The following is a 22,795-nucleotide window of genomic DNA, read 5'->3' on the forward strand; positions in this document are numbered from 1 at the left end:
CCCCGTCGACCGGACGAGGCCAATCCCGCACGCCGCTCTTCCCCTTTGGTCAGCCCGGTGGCCACCCAAGCCCTCCGGGTAAGAGCGCATGCAGGATAAAGGCGCACCAAACGGGGGTGGACGAAATTCCGCAGAAAAAATTCGGGGGCCAGGACCGCGGTCGCGCGCAATGCTCTACTGGTGAAGCACGGATCATGAAATACAATCGCAAACCCACAGACTGCGAGGCAGCCACATGGTGCGGTTCGAATTCGAGGCCGAGGCTATCCACTGGCGGGGACCGTCCCCATACTTCTTCGTGCCGCTGCCTGCTCAGCATGCAGACGAGATTCGACGCCTGTCGAAGCTCGTGAGCTACGGTTGGGGCGTGATCCCGGTCGAGGCGACGATCGGCGACGTGCACTTCACGACTTCGCTGTTTCCTAAGGACCAGACCTACCTGCTGCCTTTGAAAGACGCCGTGAGACGCAGGTGCAGCGTGACGGCAGGCGACGTTGTGAGCGTCAGCATGGCGCTCAGCGTGAAGGACAGTTAGTCGTCAGGCTCGGCCTGTCACGCCGCGCCGAAGACCGCCCCAACGAAGCCGGTCAGCGCCATCGCTGCCGCTCCCCAGAAGGTGACGCGCAGAACCGGGCGCAACATGGGAGCCCCGCCCGCCCGCGCGCCGATCGCGCCCAGCAACGCCAGCGACAGGAGGGATATGGCCGACACCACGATGACCACGTTTTCAGGTGGGCTCACGACGGCGGCCATCAAGGGCAGCACGGCGCCGGCGGCAAAAGTGGCGGCCGATGTCATGGCAGCCTGCACGGGCCGGGCGGTCGAAACTTCCGTGATGCCCAGTTCGTCACGGGCATGAGCGCCCAAGGCATCGTGCGCCATCATCTGCTTGGCGACTTCTCGGGCAAGGTTATATTCCACGCCCCTCGCCTTGTAGATCTGCGCCAGTTCCTCCAGTTCCATGTCCGGCATATCCCGCAACTCGGCCCGCTCGCGGGCGAGATCGGCGTTTTCGGTGTCGGACTGCGAACTGACCGAGACGTACTCGCCGGCGGCCATGGACATCGCGCCCGCCACAAGCGCAGCCGTGCCGGCAACGAGTATCGCGCTGCTGTCGCTCGATGCGGCCGCTACGCCGACGACGACGCTGGCGGTCGAGAGGATGCCATCATTGGCGCCGAGCACGGCCGCACGCAGCCAACCTACGCGTTCGACCAGATGGCTTTCCCGGTGTGTGGAGGATCGCACCATAGCCTTTGCAAATGCCTCCTCTGTCCTGGCGGCTATCGCGCCGCGCGTTCAATGCCCATCGAACGAAACCAGCGTGCGAACGGAGACGCCCAGCGCTTCCAGCTTCGCGCGGCCGCCCAGGTCGGGCAGATCGATGACGAAGCAGGCCGCCTCGATCTGCGCGCCCATCTGGGTGAGCAGCTTGACGGCAGCCTCGGCCGTGCCGCCGGTGGCGATCAGGTCGTCCACGAGGATGACGCGCTGGCCGGGCGCGATGGCGTCCTTGTGCATCTCCATCTCGTCGAGCCCGTATTCGAGCGAGTAGGCGACGCGCACCGTCTCGTGGGGCAGCTTACCCTTCTTGCGGATGGGCACGAAGCCGGCCGACATCTGATGCGCGATCGCGCCACCGAGAATGAAGCCGCGCGCCTCGATGCCGGCGATCTTGTCGATCTTGGAGCCTGCCCAGGGGTGCACCAGCTCGTCCACCGCACGGCGAAAGGCGCGCGCATCGCCCAGCATCGTGGTGATGTCGCGAAACAGGATGCCCGGCTTCGGATAGTCGGGGATCGTGCGGATGGCGGAAAGAAGCGTTTCTTCGAGCGTCGATTTCACTGTAGTGTCCCTGTTGCCCGCCATTCATGACCGGCAACGGCCCAAAAGAAAAGGGCGGCCTAAGCCGCCCCCGATCTTTTGTGGCGAAGCGCGATCAGTGATCGACGCCGCCCCAGACCTTGCGCTTGGTGAGGTAGACCAGCCCGCCGAACAGGACGAGGAAGATCATGACGTTGAAGCCCATGCGCTTGCGCGCCTCCAAATGAGGCTCCGCGGTCCACATGAGGAACGCAGCCACGTCGTGGGCATACTGGTCCTGCGTCTCGGGCGCACCGTCGTCGTAGGTGATCTGGCCGTCGGAAATCGGGTCCGGCATCGACAGCGAGGTGCCGGCGATGAAGTGCGGGTTGTAGTAGGTGCCCGGCTGCTGGTTGTAGCCTTCCGGCGCATCCTGATAGCCGGTCAGCAGCGAGTAGATGTAGTCCGGCCCGCTCTCGGCATACTGGGTGAATATGTCGAAGACGAAGGTCGGAAAGCCGCGCTCGACCGCACGTGCCTTGGCGATGAGCGACAGGTCGGGCGGGGCCGCGCCGTTGTTGGCGGCGGCCGCCGCTGCGGCGTTGGGGAACGGCGACGGGAAGTGGTCTGACGGTATCGCCGGGCGGGTGAACATCTCGCCGCTGGAATCGGGGCCGTCCTCGACCTCGTATTCGGCGGCCAGAGCCCTAACCTGCGCTTCGGAATAGCCGAGCGCCTCGAGCGTGCGGAATGATACGCGCTCCAGCCCATGGCAGGCCGCGCAGCCTTCGCGATAGACCTTGAGGCCGCGCTGGAGCTGGCTCCTTTCGTAGGTGCCGAAAGGCCCTGCGAAAGACCAGTCCTGCTCCACCGGCTTGACCAGCGGATATTCCGCGGCCTGCACCGCATGTGCGGCGCCGAGTGCGATGCCGAGCGCGGCGAAACCCTTGATGAAAGAATTCATAATCAAGTCCTTGTCTGCCTTGAGCCGCTCAGCCTTTGGTTTCCGGGGAAGCCGTCGCACCGGTCGGATGTGCGGTGCCGCTGCCCTTGTTCTTCTCGAGCACCGCCTCCGTGATCGAGTTGGGCAGGCGGCGCGGCGTCTCGATCAGCCCGAGGATGGGCATCACGACCAGGAAGAACGCGAAGTAGAACAGCGTCGAAACCTGCATCGCCGGGATGTACCAGCCTTCGGCCGGACGCGAACCGAGCCATCCGAGGAAGACGGCGTTCACGAGGAACAGCCAGAAGAACAGCTTGTACCACGGGCGATAGACAGCCGAGCGAACCTTCGACGTGTCGAGCCACGGCACGAAGAACAGGACCGCGATGGCGCCGAACATGGCCAGCACGCCGCCGAGCTTGGAGTCGATCGGGCCGATGTTGAAGGTGATGGCACGCAGGATCGCGTAGAACGGCAGGAAGTACCATTCGGGAACGATATGCGCCGGCGTCTTCAGCGGGTCGGCCGGGATGTAGTTGTCGGCGTGGCCCAGATAGTTCGGGATGTAGAAGACGAAGTAGGCGAACATGGCCAGGAAGACGATCATGGCGAAGCCGTCCTTGATCGTCGCGTAGGGCGTGAAGGCCACGGTGTCGGTCTTCGACTTCACCTCGATGCCGGTCGGGTTGGTCTGGCCGGTGACGTGCAGCGCCCAGACGTGCAGCACCACGACGCCCGCGATCATGAAGGGCAGCAGGTAGTGCAGCGAGAAGAAGCGGTTCAGCGTCGGGTTGTCGACCGCGAAGCCGCCCAGCAGCAGCGTCTGGATCCACTCTCCTACCAGCGGAATGGCTGTGAAGAAGCCGGTGATGACGGTGGCGCCCCAGAAGCTCATCTGGCCCCACGGCAGCACGTAGCCCATGAATGCGGTAGCCATCATCAGCAGGTAGATGATGACGCCCAGAATCCACAGCAGCTCACGCGGCGCTTTGTAGGAGCCGTAGTAGAGACCGCGGAAGATGTGGATGTAGACGGCGATGAAGAACATCGACGCGCCGTTGGCATGCAGATAGCGAATGAGCCAGCCGGAATTCACGTCGCGCATGATCTTCTCGACCGAATCGAAGGCGAGCTCCGTCGAGGCTGCGTAGTGCATGGCCAGCACGATGCCGGTGACGATCTGAACCACCAGCATCAGCGAAAGAATGCCGCCGAAAGTGTAGGCGTAGTTCAGGTTGCGCGGAACCGGATAGGAGACGAACGAGTCGTGCACCAGCCGCGGCAGCGGCAGGCGTGCGTCGAACCAGCGTCCGATGCCGGTCTTGGGCGAATAGGTCGAGTGTCCACCGCTCATGGTCTAATGCTCTCTCTTTCCCTCAACCGATCCTGATGACCGTATCGGATATGAATTCGTAGTTCGGAATGTGCAGGTTCTCGGGCGCCGGACCGCTGCGGATGCGGCCGGCCGTGTCGTAGTGCGAGCCGTGGCAGGGGCAGAACCAGCCGCCGAAATCGCCGGCCTGGCCGAGCGGGACGCAGCCCAGATGCGTGCACGAACCGATCATGACGATCCAGTTTTCCTTGCCTTCGCCGGCCGAGCGCTCGAGGTCGCTGGCGGGGGCGTCGGCACCCAGGTTCTCGTTGCGGGCAAGCTGGTCGGGCAGTTGGTCGACCGAAACCGACTTGGCTTCCTCGATCTCGGCGTCGGTGCGGTTGCGGATGAAGATCGGCTTGCCGCGCCACTTGGCCGTCACCGACATGCCCGGCTCGATCGCCGAAACGTCGACCTCGACGGTAGCGAGCGCCAGCGTGGAGGCATCCGGGCGCATCTGGTCTATGAAGGGCCATACGACGGCGCCGGCGCCGACGACGCCGGTCATCGCGGTGGCGATGTAGAGAAAATCGCGGCGGTTATGCTCGGTCGATTCGTTCGCGCTCACGGGCACAGGGTCCTTTCGCCTCATTGTCGCCGGAAGGAACCCGCATGACCTTGTAAACCGTCCTGCTCACCACCCTGCGTCCGATGCGTTGGCGGCTGGCGACGGCTGGCGGATTCCCCCTGCATTTGGCGATGGTTTCTATGCGCGCGGTCATCGATTGTCCAGTATCACGAGACCGTGGGGGCAGATTGTCGCGCCCCCGCAGCTTAGGCCGCCGCGAAGGACGCACGCGCGGCCTGTCTGCTAAACCTTGCCTTAAGGCGCGGTATGTTTCCGTGTGGGGATGGAAGTACTCTTCACAGTGCTGATCGCTTTCGTCGCCGGCTGCGCCTCCATCGGCCTCGTGCTGCTGCGCCAGAGACGGCTGGCGGCCCGGATAGCGATGCTCGAGCAGCAGACGACATGGTATCACGATGCGCTGCGCATAGCCGGCGCGGGCATCTGGCAATGGAACATCGAGGAGGACCGGTGGCACTGGATGGAAGATATCTTCCAGACGCCGGGCTCCACGCTCGACTATCACATCGCGATGAGCGAAGATTTTCACCGCCACCTCCACCCGGATGATCGGGACCTTTACCGGTCCATCGAAGCCGCTTGCAGGGAAGGTCAGGAATCATATCTGGTCGAATATCGGTATCGCCTCGACAACGGCGAGATACGGTGGTTTCGCGACATAGCCCATCGCGTGGCTTCCGCCGGAGAGGGAGCACCGACCATCTTCGGCATCACGATCGACGTGACCGAGGAAAAGCAGCGGACCCTGGACAGGGAGCGGCGTTCCGATCAGGACGACCTGACAGGCCTGCCGAATCGTCGCGCCCTGATGGAGCATCTCGCGGATCGCCTCTTCGACGAGACCGAGTTCGCATTGGCTTTCGTGGATCTCAACGGCTTCAAAACACTCAACGACCAGCATGGACATGCTTCCGGCGACGCCTGTTTGAGACTTCTGGGGAGAACCCTGTCCGCCAGTCTGCACGACGACGAGTTCGCGGCGCGGATGGGCGGCGATGAATTCGTCATCATCATACCGGCAAGCGACGATGAAACCGCGATCGATCGCACATCATCGCTGATCGGCGATGCGTTGACGGTAGCCAACAGGGGCATCCCCAAGGGCCGCATCGGCGCCTCCGCCGGACTGGCGTTCCATCCCCGCCACGCAACCACCCGTGAAGGATTGCTTGGAGCGGCAGACAGCGCGATGTACAGGGCGAAAGCGAGCGGAAGGTCGCTCGCGCTCAGCGTTTATGGCGACGACGACGCCACGTCGCAACGCAGCGCATGACGGCCGGAGGCCGCTATCACATCGACCCGAGCCTTGCGAGCACCTCTGCCGGGATGGCGTAGTCGCGGATGGCGTCGTTGTGGCGGCGCATACCGCAAAGCTCGCGCTGGATGAAATAGACATAGACCGCATCGGCGGCGTCCCTGAGCAGTGCCGGGCGCTGCGGCGATTCTTTCCCCGCCTCGCCGAGCCGCCTCAACGCCCTTTCGACGCGCGCGCCCGCGCGGCCAAGGGAGGCAGCCTTTTCGCCGGCGATCTCGTGGTCGAGCGGATTGAGGCCGCCGGATGACGAGCGACCGGCAAGAGCGTCACCGGAATACCTCGAGGGCGGGCGCAGCGACATGGCAGCTACTCGGCTGCAAGGCTCGATGCCAGGAACCCGCCGGACTGGCGCTTCCAAAGCTGGGCGTAGAGCCCGTCGCGCGCGATCAGCTCGTCATGGGTGCCCTCCTCCACGATGCGCCCTTCGTCGATGACGACGAGGCGGTCGAGGGCCGCGATAGTGGAGAGCCGGTGGGCGACGGCGACGACCGTCTTGCCTTCCATGAGACGATAGAGGTTTTCCTGGATCGCCGCCTCGATCTCCGAATCGAGCGCCGACGTCGCCTCGTCCAGCACGAGGATAGGCGCGTTCTTGAGCATCATGCGCGCGATGGCGATGCGCTGGCGCTGCCCACCGGAAAGCTTGACGCCGCGCTCGCCCACATGGGCCTCGTAGCCGCGCCTGCCCTTGGGATCGCTGACGCCGACGATGAATTCGTGCGCAGCGGCACGCCTTGCCGCCTCGACGATCTCCTCGTCCGACGCGCCGGGCTTGCCGTAGGCGATGTTGTCGCGGATCGAGCGGTGCATGAGCAGCGGGTCCTGCGCGACGACGCCGAACTGCGCGCGAAGCGACGCCTGCGTGACGTCGCGGATGTCGGTTCCGTCCAGCAGAATGCGGCCGCCCTCGACATCGAAGAGCCGCAGGGCGAGGTTGACTACGGTCGTCTTGCCGGCTCCTGAAGGTCCGACCAGCGCGACCCGCTCGCCCGGTCTGATATGCAGGTTTAGCCCCTCGATCACGCCTTCGCCCTTGCCGTAGTGGAAGGTGACGTTCTCGAAATTGAGGTCGCCCTTTACGCGCGGCATCGTTTTCGCCGCAGGCGCATCGCGCAGCTCGGGCCTGACCGAGATGGTTCCGGTGGCGTCCTGCACGGTCGCGAACGAGCGGATGAGGCCGTTGATGTTGAACATCATGTAGCCGGACATCTGGTTGAGCCGGAAGACGAGGCCCATCGCGGCAGCGATCTCGCCAGTGGTGGCCGAGCCTGCCATCCAACCGCGCACGGCGAGCCAGAAGACAGCGGCCATCATGAAGCCGTTGAGGATCGCCACCGCCGAACGCACGCTGGTGATCGCCCGCGTCAGGCCCTTCACCGCGCCGAGATAGCGCTCCATGCCGTCACGCACATAGTCGTTTTCGCGGTGGCCGCTGTCGAACAGCTTCACCGCCATGATGTTGGTGAAGGCATCGACCAGCCGGCCGTTGAGGATGGAGCGTTCGTCGGCGGTTCTGCGCCCCGCCGCGCGCAGGGGCGGCAGGAGCATCCAGGCCGTCCCGACATAGGCGGCGAGCCACACCGCCAGCACGAGCCCCATCATCGGGTCGAGCAGGATCAGGATGGTTGCCGCCAGGACGAGGAAGGACAGGAAGCTCCACATCGTCTGCAGCGACGAGACGATGAAGTCACCGGTAGCTTCACCGCCCTGCAGTATCTTGGTGGCGATGCGGCCGGCGAAATCGTTCTGGTAGAAGGAATAGGGCTGCTCGATCACGCGTCGGAACGACTGCCAGCGAACGAGCTGGTAGAAGGACGGCACGATGATCTGCTGTTCGACCACCGCGTTGGCGACCATGATGGCCGCACGGATGACAAGCACGAGCACGAGAAATGCGGCAAGCTCCATCCAGTGGTCGGTGAGAAGCTGCGTAGGCGACGACGATTCCAGCAGGTCGATCAGCCAGCCGAGCGACCAGTAGAGCGCGGCATCGACGGCGCCTGATAGCCCGCCCACAATCAGAAGCAGGATGAACGGCCCCTTGGCCTGGCGGGCGAAGAACAGGATGAACTGCCACGCATCGCGCGGCAGCACGTCCCGTTCGGTGTCGGCGAATGGCTCGATGACACCTTCGGCCTTGCGCCAGATGCGCTCGGCAAAGCCATCATCCTTGCGTTCGTCGACTTCGCTCATTCGGCCGCGATTTCCTTTTCCGGTTCGGGCGCGGGGTCGTCGTGCAGCAGGAAGCCGCCGGACTGTCTCTGCCATAACTGGGCATAAAGGCCGCCCTTGGCAATGAGCTCGTCATGGGTGCCCTGCTCCAGCACCCGGCCCCTGTCCATCACGACCAGCCGGTCCATCGCGGCGATGGTGGACAGCCGGTGCGCGATCGCGATGACCGTCTTGCCTTCCATCAGCCGGTAGAGGTTCTGCTGGATCGCCTCTTCCACCTCTGAGTCGAGCGCCGAGGTCGCCTCGTCGAGGATCAGGATCGGAGCATCCTTGAGCATCACACGCGCGATGGCGATGCGCTGGCGTTGGCCACCGGAAAGCTTCACGCCGCGCTCGCCGACATGGGCGTCCAGTCCCTTACGGCCCTTCGGGTCCGTCAGGCTTCCGATGAAGTCGAGCGCTTCGGCACGGCGCGCCGCCTCCACGACCATCTCCTCGCTCGCTTCCGGACGGCCATAGAGGATGTTGTCGCGAACGGAGCGATGCAACAGCGAGGTGTCCTGCGTGACGACGCCGATATTGGCGCGCAGGCTGTCCTGCCCGACCGCGGCGATGTCCTGCCCGTCGATCGTCACGCGGCCGCCCTCGATGTCGTAGAAGCGCAGCAGAATATTGACCAGCGTCGACTTGCCGGCGCCCGAGCGGCCGACGATGCCGACCTTCTCGCCCGGCCTGATGGTCAGCGACAAGTCCTCGATCACGCCCTTCTGCTTGCCGTAGTGGAAGCGCACGTGGTCGAACGCGATCTCGCCCTTCGAGACGACGATCTCCTTTGCGTTCGGCTTGTCCTCCACGAGACGCGGCAGAGAGATCGAGCGGATGCCGTCCTGCACCGTGCCGATGTTCTCGAACAGGCCGGACACCTCCCACATGATCCACTGCGACATGCCCCAGAGCCGCAGCACGAGACCGAGCGCAACGGCGACCGCACCGATGGATACGGCGGCACCCAGCCACAGCCAGATCGCGATGGCCGCAACCGAGGCAAGCAGCATGGAATTGAGGAAATAAAGCGTGCCGTAGAGACCCGTCACCAGCCGCATCATGCCGTGCACGGTGACGAGGAAGTCACTCATGCCTTCTTTCGCGAAGGTGGCTTCCCGCTGCGCGTGGCTGAAGAGCTTGACCGTCTGGATGTTGGCGTAGCTGTCCACCACGCGGCCGGTCATCACCGCGCGCGCGTCGGCCTGCTGCTCGGAAACCTTACCCAGCCGCGGGATGTAGTAGTAGAGAAGCGCGACATAGGCGACGAGCCAGACGGCCAGCGGCGCAGCCAGCCTCCAGTCGGCCGAGCCGACCAGAAACAGCACGCCGAGGAAGTAGACCACCACGTAGTTCAACACGTCGATGAGCTTGATGACGCATTCGCGCACCGCCAGCGCCGTCTGCATCAGCTTGGTGGCGATGCGGCCGGCGAACTCGTCCTGATAGAACGTCATCGACTGTTTCAGCAGGTAGCGATGCACCTGCCAGCGGATGCGCATCGGGAAATTGCCGAACAGCGACTGGTGGTTGAGCCAGGAATTGAACAGCACGATGCCCGGCAGCGCGAACAGCACGACGAAGGCCATGCCCGCGAGCTTCCAGCCTTCGGTCTGGAGGAAGGTTTCGCGGTTCTGCGCGGAAAGCCAGTCGACGATGTTGCCAAGGAAGCCAAACATCCACACTTCGGTGAGCGCGATCAGCGAGGTGAGGATGGCGGAAACCGTGATGAGCGCCCACGAGCCCTTCGTGTAGTGCATGCAGAAGGCGACGAGCGTCTTCGGCGGCTCCACCGGTTCTTCGGGCGGAAACGGGTTCAGGAGGGATTCGAACCAGCGATACATGATGAAATCTTCTCTGCGTTTTACTTGTGCCCGCTGCGCGGACCAATATGGGCTTTGCGGGGCGATCCCTTGAGGGATGCGCCGGGATTGTCGGTCTTTGCCAGTCTGGCGATCTCCTGACCCCGCTTGAGCGGAGAAGCCGGAAGATGGGGTTCTCCAGCCTTCCCGCCAAGCGCCAGCCGGAAAGCTGCTGACAGCGGCGCGTCAGCAGCAGATGCAGGCTGGCCGACCGTTACGGGCAACGTTTCGATCTGCTTGTTTGTCGGCATGGTGCGGTTCCTTTCGATCAGGGACGGCAGCGGCGCTCAGGCCGCCAGCCTGTTCTTGTCGTTCTGATGTTTTGAGGCCGGCTGCGGCCTGGGCCGCCAGAAGCCGCACGAACCGTCATCGTCGGATGACGGTTCGTCTTTCTCCGCGCCTGTGAACAGGGCGATCAGCCGCGTGATGAATAACGGGCGCGTGGCTACCCACACATCGGGCAGATCGGACAACTGGCCGCGATGCGGCCGCTGCCGGGGCGCCGGCGCACCCGGCCCGAAGACCAGAAGCGACCAGGCATACTGGCGCGCGTCGTGCAGCGAATGCGGCCCCGAGCGGGGGCGCTGGTGGTGATAACGCATGGCGAAAATCCTCGAGGATCGGAACTTGCGATCCGGCGGATGCCGCGTCGATGCTGATCAGTCAGGGAAGAAGCGTCGAACCGACTCCGCCGTCAGGCGAAAAGCCCACGGAAGGGGCGAATGGCGTCAATGGTCATTTTGCAATCCATCATTGCTTCCCCTTCGGTTCGAGTTGACGATGGCAGCCCTATAGACCTGTTCCGCGCGTCTGGCTAGGTGAAAGCTGACGTTACGGAGCCACGCGGCACCGACTGTTGCATTCCGGTTACTCTTTAGAAGACGATGATCTTGCCCTCTCCTGCCCCGCACGACCTGCGCATCGCGCTCTACCAGCCTGACATTCCCGGCAACGCCGGCGCCATCCTGCGTATGGCGGCCTGCCTCGGGCTCGGCGTAGACATCATCGAACCTGCCGGCTTCGACATGACCGACCGCGCGCTGAAACGTGCCGGCATGGACTATCTGGAGATGGCCGCGCTGACGCGCCATGTCTCCTGGGAGGCGTTTCAGGAGTGGCGGGCTGGCGAGCGGCGAAGGCTGATCCTGTTCAGCACGCGAGCGAGCGATCCCTACACGGGTTTCAGATTTGCCGATGGCGACGTGCTTCTGTTCGGCCGCGAATCGGCAGGTGTGCCTGACAGCGTGCACGAAGCCGCGGACGCGCGCGTGACGATAAGGATGCAGCCCGGTGCGCGCAGCCTCAACCTGGCGCTGTCGGCTGCGATGGCGGCCGGCGAGGCGATCCGCCAGACGACCCGGTGATTGCGCGGGAAAGTATGATTTGTCGGCCATGAGGCATCCTTCTCTCGTTTCGAAGGACGCCTTGATACAACCTCAACAAAAGTTGAGGTCAAGAGCCGATAAGATGGAAGGTGTAGACGCGTCAATCCGCCGTAGGCAGGCGGCGGATAGTGAACTCGATGACATCGTCCGGCCGCTCGCACCAGCTTTCGATCTCGGTCCAGTAGGCCTGTTTCGGCCAGCGGTCGAACCACTCACGCGCCTTCTCGCGCGCGGCATTGCGGGGCAGCATGAAAGTCTCGCGAATGAATCCGTCGCGCACCTTGCGGCCGGTGTCCGCGCGGCGCCTTTCGAGGCTGCGCTTGAGACTGTCGAGCGGCGGTCGTGCGGGAACGCGCACCTGAAACTCCCCCGGAAAGTCCTTGACCCTCACAGGCAACAGATTAGGGATCGCAGCCAGACTTGACGAGTCCTTTTGCGTGCGCGCGGATTTGCCCGCAAAGCGGGGACCGAATGGAGACATGAATGCAGCGTCCGGAACTGCCGGCAGGATTGCCGGAAGGGATCGAGGATAAGAAGGCGGCGGCCAAGGCCTGGTTCGAGGAACTGCGCGACCGCATCTGCGACACGTTCGAGAAGATCGAGGACGACCTGTCCGGTCCGCAGGCCGGCTGGTCGCCCGGCCGCTTCGAGCGCACGCCGTGGGAACGCGACGGCGGCAAGGGCGGCGGTGGCGTCATGTCGATGATGTATGGCCGCGTCTTCGAGAAGGTCGGGGTCCACTGCTCAACCGTCCATGGTGAGTTCTCGCCCGAGTTCCGCAGCCAGATACCGGGTGCGGAGGAAGACCCGCGCTTCTGGGCGTCGGGCATTTCGCTGATCGCGCATCCGCAGAACCCGAACGTACCGGCCGTGCATATGAACACGCGCATGGTGGTCACCACCCGCCAGTGGTTTGGCGGCGGCGCTGACCTGACGCCCGTGCTGGAACGCCGGCGCACCCAGGAAGACCCGGACACCGTAGCTTTCCACAAGTCGATGAAGTTCGTGTGCGACAAGCACCCGGCCGTCGCCAGCCACGACAAGTTCAAGAGCTGGTGCGACGAGTATTTCTTCCTGCCGCACCGCAAAGAGCCGCGCGGCGTGGGCGGCATCTTCTATGACTGGCTGAAGACGCCGGAGGAAAATGGCGGCTGGGACGCCGATTTCCGCTTCACGCAGGATGTGGGCCGCACCTTCCAGATCGTCTACAACCACATCGTGCGCAAGAACTTCAACGAAAACTGGACCGAGGCCGACCGCGAGGAACAGCTGATCCGGCGCGGGCGCTATGTCGAGTTCAACCTGCTCTACGATCGCGGCACGATCTTCGGGCTGAAGACCGGCGGCAATGTCGATTCGATCCTTTCGAGCCTGCCGCCCGAGGTGAAGTGGCCATAGTCAGCAGCCGCACTCCGCGGTTCGCGCATGCGGATGGCCGATCGGCAGATCGCCGAGTTCGGCCTGGCTCATGGCTCGCAGAGCCGGATGCGACAGGGGATCGCTGCGCCAATGCTCGCCCTCAGTGTATGCGCGCGGCTCGAGCAGGCGGCTTGTGATATTCAAGATAAACTGGAGCATGACAACCTCCATCTCTGATGTCATGCCGATAACATTGCACCGATATGGCTTCGTCACTATGGAGTTTGGCTGCCGCTTCATATAGAAAAACTATATGAAGGAGCTGAACCGCGTCCATCTCAATGGCCTGCGCGCGCTGGAAGCAGTGGGCCGGCTCGGCTCTCTGCAGAAGGCGGCCGATGAGCTTGGCGTGTCAGTGGGTGCGGTGAGCCAGCAGGTGCTGAAGTCGGAGGCGCAGCTTGGCCGCGCCGTATTCGACAGGTCGGGACGCGGGCTGACGGCGACCGGGTTCGGGGCGGCGTTCCTCGCGCGGCTGACCAACGGTTTCCAGGCGCTCGACGATGCGGTCGCCTCGTCGCGCACCCATGCCGATTCGATCCTTACCGTCTCGGTCGCGCCCGTCTTTGCGTCCAAATGGCTGGTCCCGCGTCTGTCGGCCTATTCGCGGGCGGAACCCGACATCATCGTGCGCCTCGACGCCTCTGTCACGCTGATCGACCCCGATACATCGGATGTGGACATAGCCATCCGCGTCGGCGACGGAAAATGGCCGGGCGTGAAAACGGACTTTCTGCTGCCGCAGGAGGTGTTTCCCGTCTGCTCGCCGGCGCTGGCGGGGCGGTTGCGCGTGCCCCGCGACCTGATGAACGCACCCATCGTGCGCGACGCCAATTCGACGCTGAGCTGGAATGTCTGGCTGGAACGTTTCGGCATGGATGAAAGCCAGCTCGGCGACGGACATTCATTCACCGACGCCGCCTTGTGCCTCGACGCGGCGATCGCCGGACAGGGCGTCATGCTGGCATGGCAGACGCTGGCTCACTATGCGCTTTCGGTCGGGCAACTGGTTGCTCCCTTCCCGCAGCGAGCAAGCACCGGGCTGGGCTATTACCTCGTCAGTTCCGCCACCCGCCGGGAGCCTGCCAAGGTGACCCGCTTCAAGCGCTGGATCAAGGCGGAACTCGCCCGCGACTTCCCTGCAAACCGCCCTGTCGATCTGTAGCGAAAACGAAAATCAGGCACTGATGCAACGCGGCAACAGCGCGCCCAACCCTTTGCATATGCTCAGCTTTCCGACAGGTAAACCACGCAGGTTTCCATAGCGATGACGCAGTGCACAAATCCGTGAACGAAAAACGCGATCACGCCACGTGACAGACCGAAACAATGGCAGTAGACACCGCGCCGGCTTGGGGAGAGGCGGCCGTTTGAGGGCGGCCGCCTCTCGGGGAACCTACGTCGGCGCGGAGGTCGATCACATCTTCGCCGACGGTAAGGTTTCAGTAAAACTTTAACCATCAGGATCGCGCCATGGCGACCAGACGGACCCTCTTCCTATCATCGTTTCTCGCGCTCGCGGCAGCGGCGACGCCTTCACTGGCTGTCGAACCGCCGGTCACGACTGCGATGCTGCAGCAGGCTTCGGTCTCGACCGACGTGGTGACGCGGGAAAGCGGCTTCGTGCATCGGCTCTATCGCCCGGAAAAGCCGAGCGACCGCACCATCATCATGATGCACGGCTCGGGCGGCGACGAGACCACCCTGGCGGCGCTGGCCGCCAGCATCGCGCCGGACGCGACGCTCATCGGCATCCGCGGCCGCGTCGTGCAGAACGGCGTCAAGCGCTGGTACAAGCGCATCACGCCCACCGAGTTCGACCAGCAGGACGTTCGCGCAGAGGCCGATGCCTTCGTGTCGTTTCTGACCACGATGGCGAAGGAACAGGATCTCGATCTCTCGAAGGTGACGTTTCTTGGCTATTCGAACGGCGCCAATCTGATCGCGGCGCTCTCGCAACTGCATCCCGGCGTCGTGCGCAAGGCGGTGCTGTTGCGCCCGATGCCAGTGCTTGCCGAAGCGCAGCAAGTGGACCTGTCGGATTCGCGCTTCCTGACCATCGCTGGCGAAAACGACAAGCTTTACTACCCCTTCGCGCCCAAGCTGGAGACGATGCTGCGCGGATGCGGGGCGAGCGTGGAAGCGCGCGTCATCCGTTCGGGCCACGGGATCGGCGAGGAAGACGCCCGCATCGCTGCCGAATGGCTGGGCAGCCCTGCAAAATAGGCGAACATTTCGGCAACCGAATCCGAGCCTGCCGTGTTATCCTTTTTGCCCGTGACCAGACGGACAAGAAGGAGAAGAACGATGAAAGAGTTTCATTGCGGCTCGCTCGTCCCCGGCTGCGACTGGCACACCAGGCACCCGGAAGAAGCTGAAGTGATGCGCCGCGCGGTAGAGCACATGCGTGAAACCCACGGCGAGTCCACCATCCGCGAAACGATGGTCGAAGCAATCCGGTCGCGCATCGAGACCAAGCGCGACGCCGCCTAGTTCGCCTTGAGAAAACCCGCGGCGCGCTTGAGCAGCGCGTCGCGATCAAGCTGAAACCCGCTATCCACCCACGTGTCCTCGAGCTTTCGGAGCGTGTGGCCCAGACTCTTCTCCTGTTTTGCGCCGAGCGCGACGAGGTCGCTGCCCTTGAGAGGGAAGGTTGGCTTCGTCCAGTTGTCGAGCGCGCGCAGGAGGCGTGCATAGCCGCCGGCTTCAATCAGCGCGCCATCGTCCTGTGCGGACTGCGCAGCGCGTGCGCGCGAGGCGGCAAGAGATAGACGCAGCCGGTCGCCGATGCCACCGGCGTCACCGCGATAGGCCGCCTTTGCCAGCGCCATCTCGCTTGCCTGATGCTGCAGAGGCGCCGAACGAGCCCAGGCAGCCAGGCGCTCACCCTCCGCGTTCGACATCCTGAGCCGCTTCGCCAGCGCTTCCATGCGGACCTCATCAGGTACAACGATGGATGCGAGCCGCAGCAGCGGGTCGGGCGTCCATCCCAGATCCCGCTCGGCCGCCACAAGACCGTGGATGGCGTCGATGCCCCATTTCTCGCTCTCGGGCAGGATGGCGGTGAGCACGCCGGCCTGCCGCATCCACAGGAGCGCGCGGGAGGGGTCGGGGGCGCTGAGCAGCTTCTTCAACTCCGCCCAGACGCGCTCCGCGGATAGAAGCGAGAGCCCATCCTTCAGCCGCGCGCTGGCGCGGATGCCGTCAGCGTCGGGCCGCCCGGCCCCGTACCACGCGAAGAAGCGGAAGAAGCGCAGGATGCGCAGGTAGTCTTCGCGGATGCGCGCCTCGGCATCGCCGATGAACCGCAGCGTTCGCGATTGAAGGTCGGCCAGCCCACCCACCAGATCGATGACCTCGCCGTCCACGGTCGCGTAAAGCGCATTGATGGTAAAGTCGCGCCGCTCGGCGTCGCGCTTCCAGTCACGGCCGAAGGCGACGCGCGCACGCCGCCCGTCGGTCTCGACATCATCGCGCAGAGTGGTCACCTCATAGGTACCGCCGTCGGCGATCACGGTGATGGTGCCGTGGTCCTTGCCGGTGGGTATGGTCTTGAAGCCGGCGGCCTTCGCCCGCCGCTCGGTCTCGTCGGGCAGGTTGGTGGTGGCGATGTCGATGTCGGTGACCGGCTGGCCTAGCAGCGCGTTGCGCACCGCGCCGCCCGCTATCCGCGCTTCCTCGCCATCGATTGACAGGGCCGCCAGCAGCTTCTGGAGGCCGGCGTCGTTCAGCCAGTCCGCGCGACCGGCGATAGATGATGCGCTCACGCGTAGAGCCTTTCGTAGAGGGTGCGGATGATGCCCGCCGTCACGCCCCAGATGTAACGCTCGCCGAACGGCATGGTGTAGAAGAAACGCTCCTGCTCCTGCCAGACGCGGCTCGACTTGGTGTGGTTGGCCGGGTCCATCAGAAACGATAACGGCACCTCGAAGGCGTCGTCCACCTCGTCCTCGTTGATGGTCAGCATGAAGCCGGGCTTCACCACCGACAGCACCGGCGAGATGCGGAAGCCGGAGCCGGAAACGTAGTCGGGCATGCGGCCGACGACCTCGATAAAGTCCTGAGACAGGCCGATCTCTTCCTCGGTCTCGCGCAGGGCGGCGAACTCGGGCGTGGGGTCGGTCGGGTCGATGCGCCCGCCGGGAAAGGCCACCTGCCCGGAATGGCTGCGCAGCTTTTCCGTGCGCTTGGTGAGGATCACGCTCGCCTCGTCGCCGCGATCCACCACGGGGATGAGCACCGCCGCATCCCGCAGCCGGGCGTTGGCGAAAAGCGCCTTCAGGTCGGGGTTGAGGCTGTGGTCGCCATAGTCCGTCTCGCCGTGCGGAGCCTGCTCGGCCGCGGCGCGGCGGCGGAAATCGTCGGCGGTGAACTGGCCAAGCGCGGGAGCGTGCATTCAGGCGCTGAGCCTCTTGAGCTTGTCGACCGGCATGATCGGGAACACGGCACCCTTCGAGCGGACGGCGAACATCAGCACGCCGTCGATGTCGATCTCCTCGCCGAGTTCGGCAAGCTCGTACATCACCGGCCGCGCGACCAGCGCCTCAAGTCTGCCCCGCACCAGCAGGTAGGGCTTGAGCCCATCGGTATCTTCCTCGTCTACGAAACGGACCGGATTTTCCGGCCCCGCCTCCACCACGTCCCCGACATTCGTGCGGAAGGTGAGAACCTGCGCGTCGCCCTCACCGCTCGCGTTGACCTCGACGGCGACGAAATGCGCGTCCTCGACACGGATGCCCACCTTCTCGACGGGCGTGACGAGATAGGTCCTGCCGTCCTCGTCCTTGCGCAGCACGGTGGAGAAAAGCTGCACCAGCGGCATGCGGCCGATGGGCGTACCGAGATAGAACCAGGTGCCATCGCGCTTGATCTCCATGTCGAGATCGCCGCAGAAGTCCGGGTTCCAGCGCTCCACTGGCGGAAGGCCCTTTCCGGCGCGCGCCGCACGGCCGATCAGCGCCTCCAGCCCGGCGGTGTTGGAAGCCCCGCTCAAGCTGCCTTCGCTATCTCGGGCGCTATTATCTGTGCGTATGGTCATCGTCACGAAATAGTCACTGTTGTTCCGCTTGTCAGCCTTGTTGCGTGTTTTAAGTTCAGCGGACGCGCAACGCCAAGGGCGATGCCCGAGTCGCAACAGACGAGGAACCCGACGCTCATGAGCGTAATCATCAAGGAACCCGCCCTCAGCGAATCGCAGATGGTCGCCGAGGCGGAGAGCGCTTTGGCCGACATCTCCAGAGTGCGCGACGCGGTCGGCACCGTGATTTTCGGACAGGAGAGCGTCGTGGAGCGCACGCTGGTGGCGCTTCTGGCAGGCGGTCACGCGCTTCTGGTGGGCGTGCCGGGACTTGCCAAGACCAAGCTGGTGGAAACGCTGGGCGTGGTGCTGGGCCTGGACGGGCGGCGCATCCAGTTCACCCCCGACCTCATGCCTTCGGACATTCTGGGGTCCGAAGTGATGGAGCAGGACGAAAAGGGCACGCGCTCCTTCCGCTTCATCCGCGGGCCGATCTTCGCGCAGTTGTTGATGGCCGATGAGATCAACCGCGCCTCGCCGCGCACCCAGTCGGCCCTGCTGCAATCGATGCAGGAATATCACGTCACCGTCGCGGGCCAGCGCCACGACCTGCCCGCCCCGTTCCACGTGCTGGCAACCCAGAACCCGCTGGAGCAAGAGGGCACGTACCCGCTGCCCGAGGCACAGCTAGACCGCTTCCTGATGCAGGTGGACATCCTCTATCCCGACCTTGCCGCCGAACGGCGCATCCTGCTGGAAACGACCGGCGTGGACGACGCGAAGCCACACAACGTGCTGACTGCCGAGCGGCTACGGGAGATCCAGGCGCTTATCCGGCGCATGCCCGTGCCGGAAAGCGTGGTCGAAGCAATCCTCTCGCTGGTTCGTTCCGCGCGTCCCGGACAGGGCAATGCCGAGACCGACAAGCATGTGGCCTGGGGCCCCGGCCCGCGCGCCAGCCAGGCGCTGACGCTGTGCGCCCGCGCCCGCGCGCTGTTCGACGGGCGGCTGGCGCCTTCCATCGACGATGTGCGCGCACTGGCCGAGCCGGTGTTGCAGCACCGCATGGCGCTGACATTCGCGGCGCGCGCCGAAGGCATGAGCGTGCGCGACGTGGTCGGCAGGCTGGCGAAAGCGGCCGGCTGATGGCGCGCATAGGCGAGGCGGCAGCACCGGTCGCAGCACGCGACGCCCTCGCCCGCGCTCGCCTTCGCGCATCGCTTGTTCCCGACCTGCTGGTCGAGGCCCGCCGCGTCGTCAACACGGTGATCGCCGGCTGGCACGGTCGCCGCAAGCGCGGCATCGGCGAGAATTTCTGGCAGTTCCGGCCCTATGTCGAAGGCGAGACCATGTCGCGGATCGACTGGCGGCGCTCGGCCCGCGACGACCATATCTACGTGCGCGACAAGGAGTGGGAAGCCGCCCACACGGTCTGGCTTTGGGCCGACCCATCGCCATCCATGCTCTACAAGTCGCAGACCGCCACCGTATCCAAGGAATCGCGCGCGCTGGTGCTGACACTGGCGCTGGCCGAACTGCTTTCTCGCAGCGGCGAGCGCATCGCATGGCCCGGCCTGACCGACCCGTTCACCGCGCGCAACGGCGCGGAGCGGCTGGCCTCGCATCTGATCCATGCCGGCGAACTGCCAGCGCGACCCGAATTGCTGCCGCTGCGCCGGTTCAGCGATATCGTCGTCGTCAGCGATTTTCTCGACCCGGTGGATGAGACGCAGGCGTGGCTAGACCCGCTGGCGCGGCGCGGCGTACGCGCGCACCTGATCGAGATTTCCGACCCGGCGGAGGAGACGTTTCCCTATACCGGCCGCACCGAGTTCAGCGACCCCGAGACCGGGCAGAAGCTGACGGCGGGCCGCGCCGAGCTTCTGTCGGAAGACTACCGCCGCCTCTACACCGCGCGCCGCCAGTCGCTCGCGGCATGGTGCGGCAAGCTGGGCTGGAGCTACACGGTCAACCACACCGACAGACTGGCCTCCGAAGCGCTGGTCAAGGTGCACATGGCGATGACCGCCGACGTCGGATACGGGACACGCTGATGGGCTGGCTGCCGCTCTCCTTCGGCTTTCCAGCCATCCTCGTCGGCCTGCTGGCCCTGCCCGTCATCTGGTGGCTTCTGCGTCTCACGCCGCCCAAGCCGCAGACGGAAACCTTCCCGCCGCTGCGCATCCTCGCCCACGTGGTGAGGAAGGAGGAAACACCGCACCAGAGCCCGTGGTGGCTGACGCTGCTGCGGCTGCTGATGGCTGCGCTGATCATCTTCGCACTGGCCGAACCCGTGTTCAACGCGCGCGAGGCGACGCCCGCGAGCGGCAGCGCAACGGCAATCGTGATCGACAATGGCTGGGCCAGCGCCAATGACTGGGAGGTGCGCGTCGCCACCGCCGAGCGGCTGATCGCAGACGCCAACGATGCAGGCCAGCCCGTTGTTCTGGCATTCACCGCCGAGCGCGCCAACGAGGAAATCGGCCCCTTCGACGCGGCCACCGCGCGCGAACGGTTGAACGCCGCCGAGCCGCGTCCCGTGCCGACCGACAGGCAGGCGATCTACGCCCGCGTCGCGCAGGCGCTGGAAAGCATGCCGGGCGCCAGCGTCGCTGTCCTTTCCGACGGGCTTGCGGCGGAAGGCGACGAGACCGCCTTCACCACGCTTCTGGGCAACGGTGCCTCGCGCCTCGTCTGGGTGACGCCCGGTGATCTGGCGATGGTGGGCATCGCGGACAGCGAAAACCTCGCCGAAGCCTTCACGTTCACCGCCATTAGGCCGGACACCGACGCGCTGCCGAGGCAGGCCGTTGCTGCCGCTTTCGACGATCGCGGCAGGCGCATCGCCGAGGCGAACCTGACCTTCAGCGCGGGCGAGACCGAGGCGGAGGGCCGCTTCGCCGTGCCCTTCGAGCTGCGCAACGATTTCGTCTCCATCGCCGTGGACGGCGAGAACCAGGCGGCGTCCGTACGCCTGCTGGATGAAAATTCCCGCCGCCGCCGCGTGGGCCTCATCTCGCAGTCGGAGGCCGATGCCGCCCAGCCGCTGCTGTCGCCGCTCTACTACATACGACGGGCGCTGGAACCATTCTCCGATCTGGTCGAGGCGTCGAGCACCGATCTCGCCGAGGCGATCCCGCAAATCCTAGAACAGCGGCCCGCCATGATCGTGATGGCCGATGTGGGAACCCTGCCCGACACCGCGCGCGAGCGGCTGGTGGAATGGATGAACCAAGGCGGGACGCTGGTACGCTTCGCCGGATCCAGAATGGCGGCGGCCGGCGACGACGAGGAATTGCTGCCTGTACGGCTGCGAACGGGCGAGCGCGCGCTTGGCGGCGCACTGTCCTGGACCGAGCCGCAGCCGGTGACGGAATTTCCGGCAAGCGGACCGTTCGCCGACCTTGCCCCTCCATCCGAAGTGACGGTGTCGCGGCAGGTTCTGGCGGAGCCGACCTCCGACATCGTGGAGCGCACATGGGCCAACCTGGCCGACGGCACGCCGCTGGTGACAGGTGCGCGGCGCGGCGACGGAACGCTGGTGCTGTTCCATGTGACGCCGGAGGCGACTTGGTCGAGCCTGCCGATCTCCGGCTCGTTCGTGGAGATGCTGCGCCGCATCGTCCAGCTTTCACGCAACCAGGGCCGCATCGACGCGGCGGGCGACGGCAGCGCGGGAGCGCTCGCACCCTACCGCATGATCGCCGCCGACGGCCAGCTCGTACCCCCCGGCCCCGAAGCCCGACCGCTGGCGCAAGGCGCGACGCCCGCCGTCGAAATCGAGAACCCGCCCGGCTTCTACGGCACGGAGGAAGGCGTGGTTGCCCACAACCTGCTGCAGCCTGACGCTACATTCACACCAATCGCCCAGCCCCAGACAACGCTGCCCGTGACACGAGCGGCCTACGCCTTCGACGAGGCGGTAGACCTGAAAGGGCCGCTGATCGCAGCCGCAATCGCGCTGATGGTGCTCGACACGCTTGCGGTGCTGTGGATGGGCGGGGCATTCGCGCGCCGGCCGGCACGAAAGGCAGCTCCGTCGGCCGCCGCCGGCGCGCTGGTCGTCGCACTTGCAGGCGGACTTGCTCTGCTCCATGCCTCGCCCGTTTGGGCGCAGGACATCCAGCCCGGCGACGAGGAGGCAATCGCCGCCATCTCGCAGACGCGCATCGCCTATGTCGTCACCGGAAACGGCTCCATCGATTCCGTCAGCCGCGCCGGGCTTCAGGGCCTGTCGCGCTATCTCATCGACAAGACCGCGCTGGAGCCGGGTGACCCGGCCGGCGTGGACATCGAGACCGACGAGTTGGCCTTCTACCCGCTGATCTACTGGCCGATCGACGAGGCGGCGACCATGCCTTCGGAAGCCGCGCTCGCACGCGTGGACGCCTATATGCGCGAAGGCGGCACGGTGCTCTTCGACACGCGCGACCAGTATTCGACCGGCTTCGACGCCGGCTCCACCAGCCCGTCCACGCGCCGGCTGCGCGACATCCTTGCGTCCATGAACGTGCCGCCGCTGGAGCCGGTGCCGCAGGACCATGTGCTGACCAAAACCTTCTTCATCATGCCCGACTTCCCCGGCCGCTTCAGCGGCAGCCCGCTATGGGTGGAAGCCTCCATGGATGCCGCCAACCCCGACAACCGCCCCGTGCGCACCGGCGACGGCGTGACGCCGATCATGATTACCGCCAACGATTTTGCGGGAGCCTGGGCCATCGACGCCAGCGGCGCGCCGATGCTGCCGACCGTACCGTCGGACCCGATGCAGCGGATCTACGCCTACCGCGCAGGCGTCAACATCATGATGTACATGCTGACCGGCAACTACAAATCCGACCAGGTGCATGTGCCTATCCTGCTCGAACGGCTGGGGCAGTAG

At 65.1% G+C, this 22,795-nt stretch carries 25 protein-coding genes; 10 read left to right on the top strand and 15 right to left on the bottom strand.

Annotated features, from left to right (window positions below; translation table 11 throughout):
• The first annotated feature begins 235 nt into the window (after positions 1 to 235).
• Entirely contained in the window at positions 236 to 535 is a 300-nt protein-coding gene (locus FY036_RS18785; protein WP_148916307.1) for a DUF1905 domain-containing protein, read from the top strand.
• Positions 536 to 552: 17 nt separating this feature from the next.
• Here the strand turns inward: FY036_RS18785 and FY036_RS18790 are convergent, their stop codons facing one another.
• The 5 genes from FY036_RS18790 to petA all read right to left on the bottom strand — a co-directional run bounded on the left by FY036_RS18790 (position 553) and on the right by petA (position 4,686).
• A complete protein-coding gene (locus FY036_RS18790) occupies positions 553 to 1,251 on the bottom strand; it encodes a VIT1/CCC1 transporter family protein (RefSeq protein ID WP_148916308.1) in 699 nt (232 codons plus the stop codon).
• A gap of 48 nt (positions 1,252 to 1,299) precedes the next feature.
• Positions 1,300 to 1,845, bottom strand: a complete 546-nt coding sequence (locus FY036_RS18795) for an adenine phosphoribosyltransferase (RefSeq protein WP_148916309.1) — start codon at positions 1,843 to 1,845, stop codon at positions 1,300 to 1,302.
• A gap of 94 nt (positions 1,846 to 1,939) precedes the next feature.
• Entirely contained in the window at positions 1,940 to 2,767 is an 828-nt protein-coding gene (locus tag FY036_RS18800) for a cytochrome c1 (RefSeq protein WP_148916310.1), read from the bottom strand.
• Between the two features lie 28 nt (positions 2,768 to 2,795).
• Entirely contained in the window at positions 2,796 to 4,100 is a 1,305-nt protein-coding gene (locus tag FY036_RS18805) for a cytochrome b (RefSeq protein ID WP_148916311.1), read from the bottom strand.
• Positions 4,101 to 4,122: 22 nt separating this feature from the next.
• Entirely contained in the window at positions 4,123 to 4,686 is a 564-nt protein-coding gene (gene petA / locus FY036_RS18810; RefSeq protein ID WP_407941194.1) for a ubiquinol-cytochrome c reductase iron-sulfur subunit, read from the bottom strand.
• Between the two features lie 283 nt (positions 4,687 to 4,969).
• On the opposite strand from petA, the gene FY036_RS18815 reads away from it, so the two are divergent.
• Positions 4,970 to 5,977 (top strand): sensor domain-containing diguanylate cyclase, encoded by a 1,008-nt coding sequence (locus FY036_RS18815; protein WP_148916313.1) that lies wholly within the window; start codon positions 4,970 to 4,972, stop codon positions 5,975 to 5,977.
• A gap of 16 nt (positions 5,978 to 5,993) precedes the next feature.
• On the opposite strand, the gene FY036_RS18820 is transcribed toward FY036_RS18815, so the two are convergent.
• From FY036_RS18820 to FY036_RS18840, 5 genes are read right to left on the bottom strand one after another with little or no spacing between them, the layout of a single operon-like run.
• Positions 5,994 to 6,320: a DUF6665 family protein gene (locus FY036_RS18820; RefSeq protein ID WP_148916314.1), complete on the bottom strand. Its 327-nt coding sequence runs from the start codon at positions 6,318 to 6,320 to the stop codon at positions 5,994 to 5,996.
• Positions 6,321 to 6,325: 5 nt separating this feature from the next.
• Positions 6,326 to 8,212, bottom strand: a complete 1,887-nt coding sequence (locus FY036_RS18825; RefSeq protein WP_148916315.1) for an ABC transporter ATP-binding protein — start codon at positions 8,210 to 8,212, stop codon at positions 6,326 to 6,328.
• The gene (locus FY036_RS18830) at positions 8,209 to 10,077 is read right to left on the bottom strand and encodes an ABC transporter ATP-binding protein (protein WP_148916316.1); all 1,869 of its coding nucleotides are present in this window, start codon (positions 10,075 to 10,077) and stop codon (positions 8,209 to 8,211) included. The genes FY036_RS18825 and FY036_RS18830 overlap by 4 nt, the downstream gene beginning before the upstream one ends.
• A gap of 20 nt (positions 10,078 to 10,097) precedes the next feature.
• On the bottom strand, positions 10,098 to 10,346 hold the full coding sequence (locus FY036_RS18835; protein ID WP_148916317.1) for a hypothetical protein: 249 nt from the start codon (positions 10,344 to 10,346) through the stop codon (positions 10,098 to 10,100).
• A gap of 36 nt (positions 10,347 to 10,382) precedes the next feature.
• A complete protein-coding gene (locus tag FY036_RS18840) occupies positions 10,383 to 10,697 on the bottom strand; it encodes a hypothetical protein (RefSeq protein ID WP_148916318.1) in 315 nt (104 codons plus the stop codon).
• Between the two features lie 312 nt (positions 10,698 to 11,009).
• Here FY036_RS18840 and FY036_RS18845 point away from each other — a divergent pair, with 312 nt between their 5' ends.
• On the top strand, positions 11,010 to 11,459 hold the full coding sequence (locus tag FY036_RS18845; protein WP_268932205.1) for a tRNA (cytidine(34)-2'-O)-methyltransferase: 450 nt from the start codon (positions 11,010 to 11,012) through the stop codon (positions 11,457 to 11,459).
• Positions 11,460 to 11,580: 121 nt separating this feature from the next.
• Here FY036_RS18845 and FY036_RS18850 read toward each other — a convergent pair whose 3' ends face one another.
• On the bottom strand, positions 11,581 to 11,838 hold the full coding sequence (locus FY036_RS18850) for a hypothetical protein (RefSeq protein ID WP_148916320.1): 258 nt from the start codon (positions 11,836 to 11,838) through the stop codon (positions 11,581 to 11,583).
• Positions 11,839 to 11,963: 125 nt separating this feature from the next.
• On the opposite strand from FY036_RS18850, the gene hemF reads away from it, so the two are divergent.
• A complete protein-coding gene (gene hemF / locus FY036_RS18855) occupies positions 11,964 to 12,878 on the top strand; it encodes an oxygen-dependent coproporphyrinogen oxidase (protein ID WP_148916321.1) in 915 nt (304 codons plus the stop codon).
• Here the strand turns inward: hemF and FY036_RS18860 are convergent, their stop codons facing one another.
• A complete protein-coding gene (locus FY036_RS18860; protein ID WP_148916322.1) occupies positions 12,879 to 13,058 on the bottom strand; it encodes a hypothetical protein in 180 nt (59 codons plus the stop codon).
• 94 nt (positions 13,059 to 13,152) lie between these two features.
• Here FY036_RS18860 and FY036_RS18865 point away from each other — a divergent pair, with 94 nt between their 5' ends.
• From FY036_RS18865 to FY036_RS18875, 3 genes are all read left to right on the top strand, one after another.
• Positions 13,153 to 14,061 (top strand): LysR substrate-binding domain-containing protein, encoded by a 909-nt coding sequence (locus tag FY036_RS18865; protein ID WP_148916323.1) that lies wholly within the window; start codon positions 13,153 to 13,155, stop codon positions 14,059 to 14,061.
• A 308-nt stretch (positions 14,062 to 14,369) separates the two neighbouring features.
• Positions 14,370 to 15,122 carry an alpha/beta hydrolase gene (locus tag FY036_RS18870; protein WP_235897716.1) on the top strand — a complete coding sequence of 251 codons (753 nt, stop codon included), beginning with the start codon at positions 14,370 to 14,372 and terminating at the stop codon, positions 15,120 to 15,122.
• A gap of 81 nt (positions 15,123 to 15,203) precedes the next feature.
• Entirely contained in the window at positions 15,204 to 15,389 is a 186-nt protein-coding gene (locus FY036_RS18875; protein WP_148916324.1) for a DUF1059 domain-containing protein, read from the top strand.
• Here the strand turns inward: FY036_RS18875 and FY036_RS18880 are convergent.
• The 3 genes from FY036_RS18880 to FY036_RS18890 are packed head-to-tail and all read right to left on the bottom strand — an operon-like array spanning position 15,386 to position 17,934.
• Positions 15,386 to 16,663 (bottom strand): CCA tRNA nucleotidyltransferase, encoded by a 1,278-nt coding sequence (locus tag FY036_RS18880; protein WP_148916325.1) that lies wholly within the window; start codon positions 16,661 to 16,663, stop codon positions 15,386 to 15,388. The genes FY036_RS18875 and FY036_RS18880 overlap by 4 nt on opposite strands.
• Entirely contained in the window at positions 16,660 to 17,292 is a 633-nt protein-coding gene (locus tag FY036_RS18885; protein ID WP_148916326.1) for a CoA pyrophosphatase, read from the bottom strand. Before FY036_RS18885 ends, FY036_RS18880 begins: the two co-directional genes overlap by 4 nt.
• Positions 17,293 to 17,934, bottom strand: coding sequence for a DUF1285 domain-containing protein (locus FY036_RS18890; protein ID WP_148916327.1), 642 nt, complete (start codon positions 17,932 to 17,934; stop codon positions 17,293 to 17,295). It lies immediately after the preceding gene.
• A gap of 117 nt (positions 17,935 to 18,051) precedes the next feature.
• Between FY036_RS18890 and FY036_RS18895 the strand changes: the two genes are divergently transcribed.
• Genes FY036_RS18895 through FY036_RS18905 form a run of 3 tightly spaced genes read left to right on the top strand, consistent with a single transcriptional unit; the run spans position 18,052 to position 22,795 of the window.
• Positions 18,052 to 19,059: an AAA family ATPase gene (locus FY036_RS18895; protein WP_148916328.1), complete on the top strand. Its 1,008-nt coding sequence runs from the start codon at positions 18,052 to 18,054 to the stop codon at positions 19,057 to 19,059.
• Positions 19,059 to 19,967, top strand: a complete 909-nt coding sequence (locus FY036_RS18900; RefSeq protein ID WP_148916329.1) for a DUF58 domain-containing protein — start codon at positions 19,059 to 19,061, stop codon at positions 19,965 to 19,967. Before FY036_RS18895 ends, FY036_RS18900 begins: the two co-directional genes overlap by 1 nt.
• Positions 19,967 to 22,795, top strand: coding sequence for a DUF4159 domain-containing protein (locus FY036_RS18905; protein WP_148916330.1), 2,829 nt, complete (start codon positions 19,967 to 19,969; stop codon positions 22,793 to 22,795). The genes FY036_RS18900 and FY036_RS18905 overlap by 1 nt, the downstream gene beginning before the upstream one ends.

It is taken from the genome of Neoaquamicrobium microcysteis (genome assembly GCF_008180155.1).
In the GTDB taxonomy this organism is placed as follows: domain Bacteria; phylum Pseudomonadota; class Alphaproteobacteria; order Rhizobiales; family Rhizobiaceae; genus Aerobium; species Aerobium microcysteis.

Coding starts and splice junctions, on each gene's coding strand:
- FY036_RS18895 (WP_148916328.1), top strand. CDS start 18,052: ATGAGCGTAATCATCAAGGAACCCGCCCTCAGCGAATCGCAGATGGTC.
- FY036_RS18865 (WP_148916323.1), top strand. CDS start 13,153: ATGAAGGAGCTGAACCGCGTCCATCTCAATGGCCTGCGCGCGCTGGAA.
- FY036_RS18785 (WP_148916307.1), top strand. CDS start 236: ATGGTGCGGTTCGAATTCGAGGCCGAGGCTATCCACTGGCGGGGACCG.
- FY036_RS18860 (WP_148916322.1), bottom strand. CDS start 13,058: ATGCTCCAGTTTATCTTGAATATCACAAGCCGCCTGCTCGAGCCGCGC.
- FY036_RS18790 (WP_148916308.1), bottom strand. CDS start 1,251: ATGGTGCGATCCTCCACACACCGGGAAAGCCATCTGGTCGAACGCGTA.
- FY036_RS18900 (WP_148916329.1), top strand. CDS start 19,059: ATGGCGCGCATAGGCGAGGCGGCAGCACCGGTCGCAGCACGCGACGCC.
- FY036_RS18870 (WP_235897716.1), top strand. CDS start 14,370: ATGGCGACCAGACGGACCCTCTTCCTATCATCGTTTCTCGCGCTCGCG.
- FY036_RS18820 (WP_148916314.1), bottom strand. CDS start 6,320: ATGTCGCTGCGCCCGCCCTCGAGGTATTCCGGTGACGCTCTTGCCGGT.
- FY036_RS18825 (WP_148916315.1), bottom strand. CDS start 8,212: ATGAGCGAAGTCGACGAACGCAAGGATGATGGCTTTGCCGAGCGCATC.
- FY036_RS18835 (WP_148916317.1), bottom strand. CDS start 10,346: ATGCCGACAAACAAGCAGATCGAAACGTTGCCCGTAACGGTCGGCCAG.
- FY036_RS18830 (WP_148916316.1), bottom strand. CDS start 10,077: ATGTATCGCTGGTTCGAATCCCTCCTGAACCCGTTTCCGCCCGAAGAA.
- FY036_RS18840 (WP_148916318.1), bottom strand. CDS start 10,697: ATGCGTTATCACCACCAGCGCCCCCGCTCGGGGCCGCATTCGCTGCAC.
- hemF (WP_148916321.1), top strand. CDS start 11,964: ATGCAGCGTCCGGAACTGCCGGCAGGATTGCCGGAAGGGATCGAGGAT.
- FY036_RS18890 (WP_148916327.1), bottom strand. CDS start 17,934: ATGACCATACGCACAGATAATAGCGCCCGAGATAGCGAAGGCAGCTTG.
- FY036_RS18875 (WP_148916324.1), top strand. CDS start 15,204: ATGAAAGAGTTTCATTGCGGCTCGCTCGTCCCCGGCTGCGACTGGCAC.
- FY036_RS18885 (WP_148916326.1), bottom strand. CDS start 17,292: ATGCACGCTCCCGCGCTTGGCCAGTTCACCGCCGACGATTTCCGCCGC.
- FY036_RS18905 (WP_148916330.1), top strand. CDS start 19,967: ATGGGCTGGCTGCCGCTCTCCTTCGGCTTTCCAGCCATCCTCGTCGGC.
- FY036_RS18815 (WP_148916313.1), top strand. CDS start 4,970: ATGGAAGTACTCTTCACAGTGCTGATCGCTTTCGTCGCCGGCTGCGCC.
- FY036_RS18805 (WP_148916311.1), bottom strand. CDS start 4,100: ATGAGCGGTGGACACTCGACCTATTCGCCCAAGACCGGCATCGGACGC.
- FY036_RS18800 (WP_148916310.1), bottom strand. CDS start 2,767: ATGAATTCTTTCATCAAGGGTTTCGCCGCGCTCGGCATCGCACTCGGC.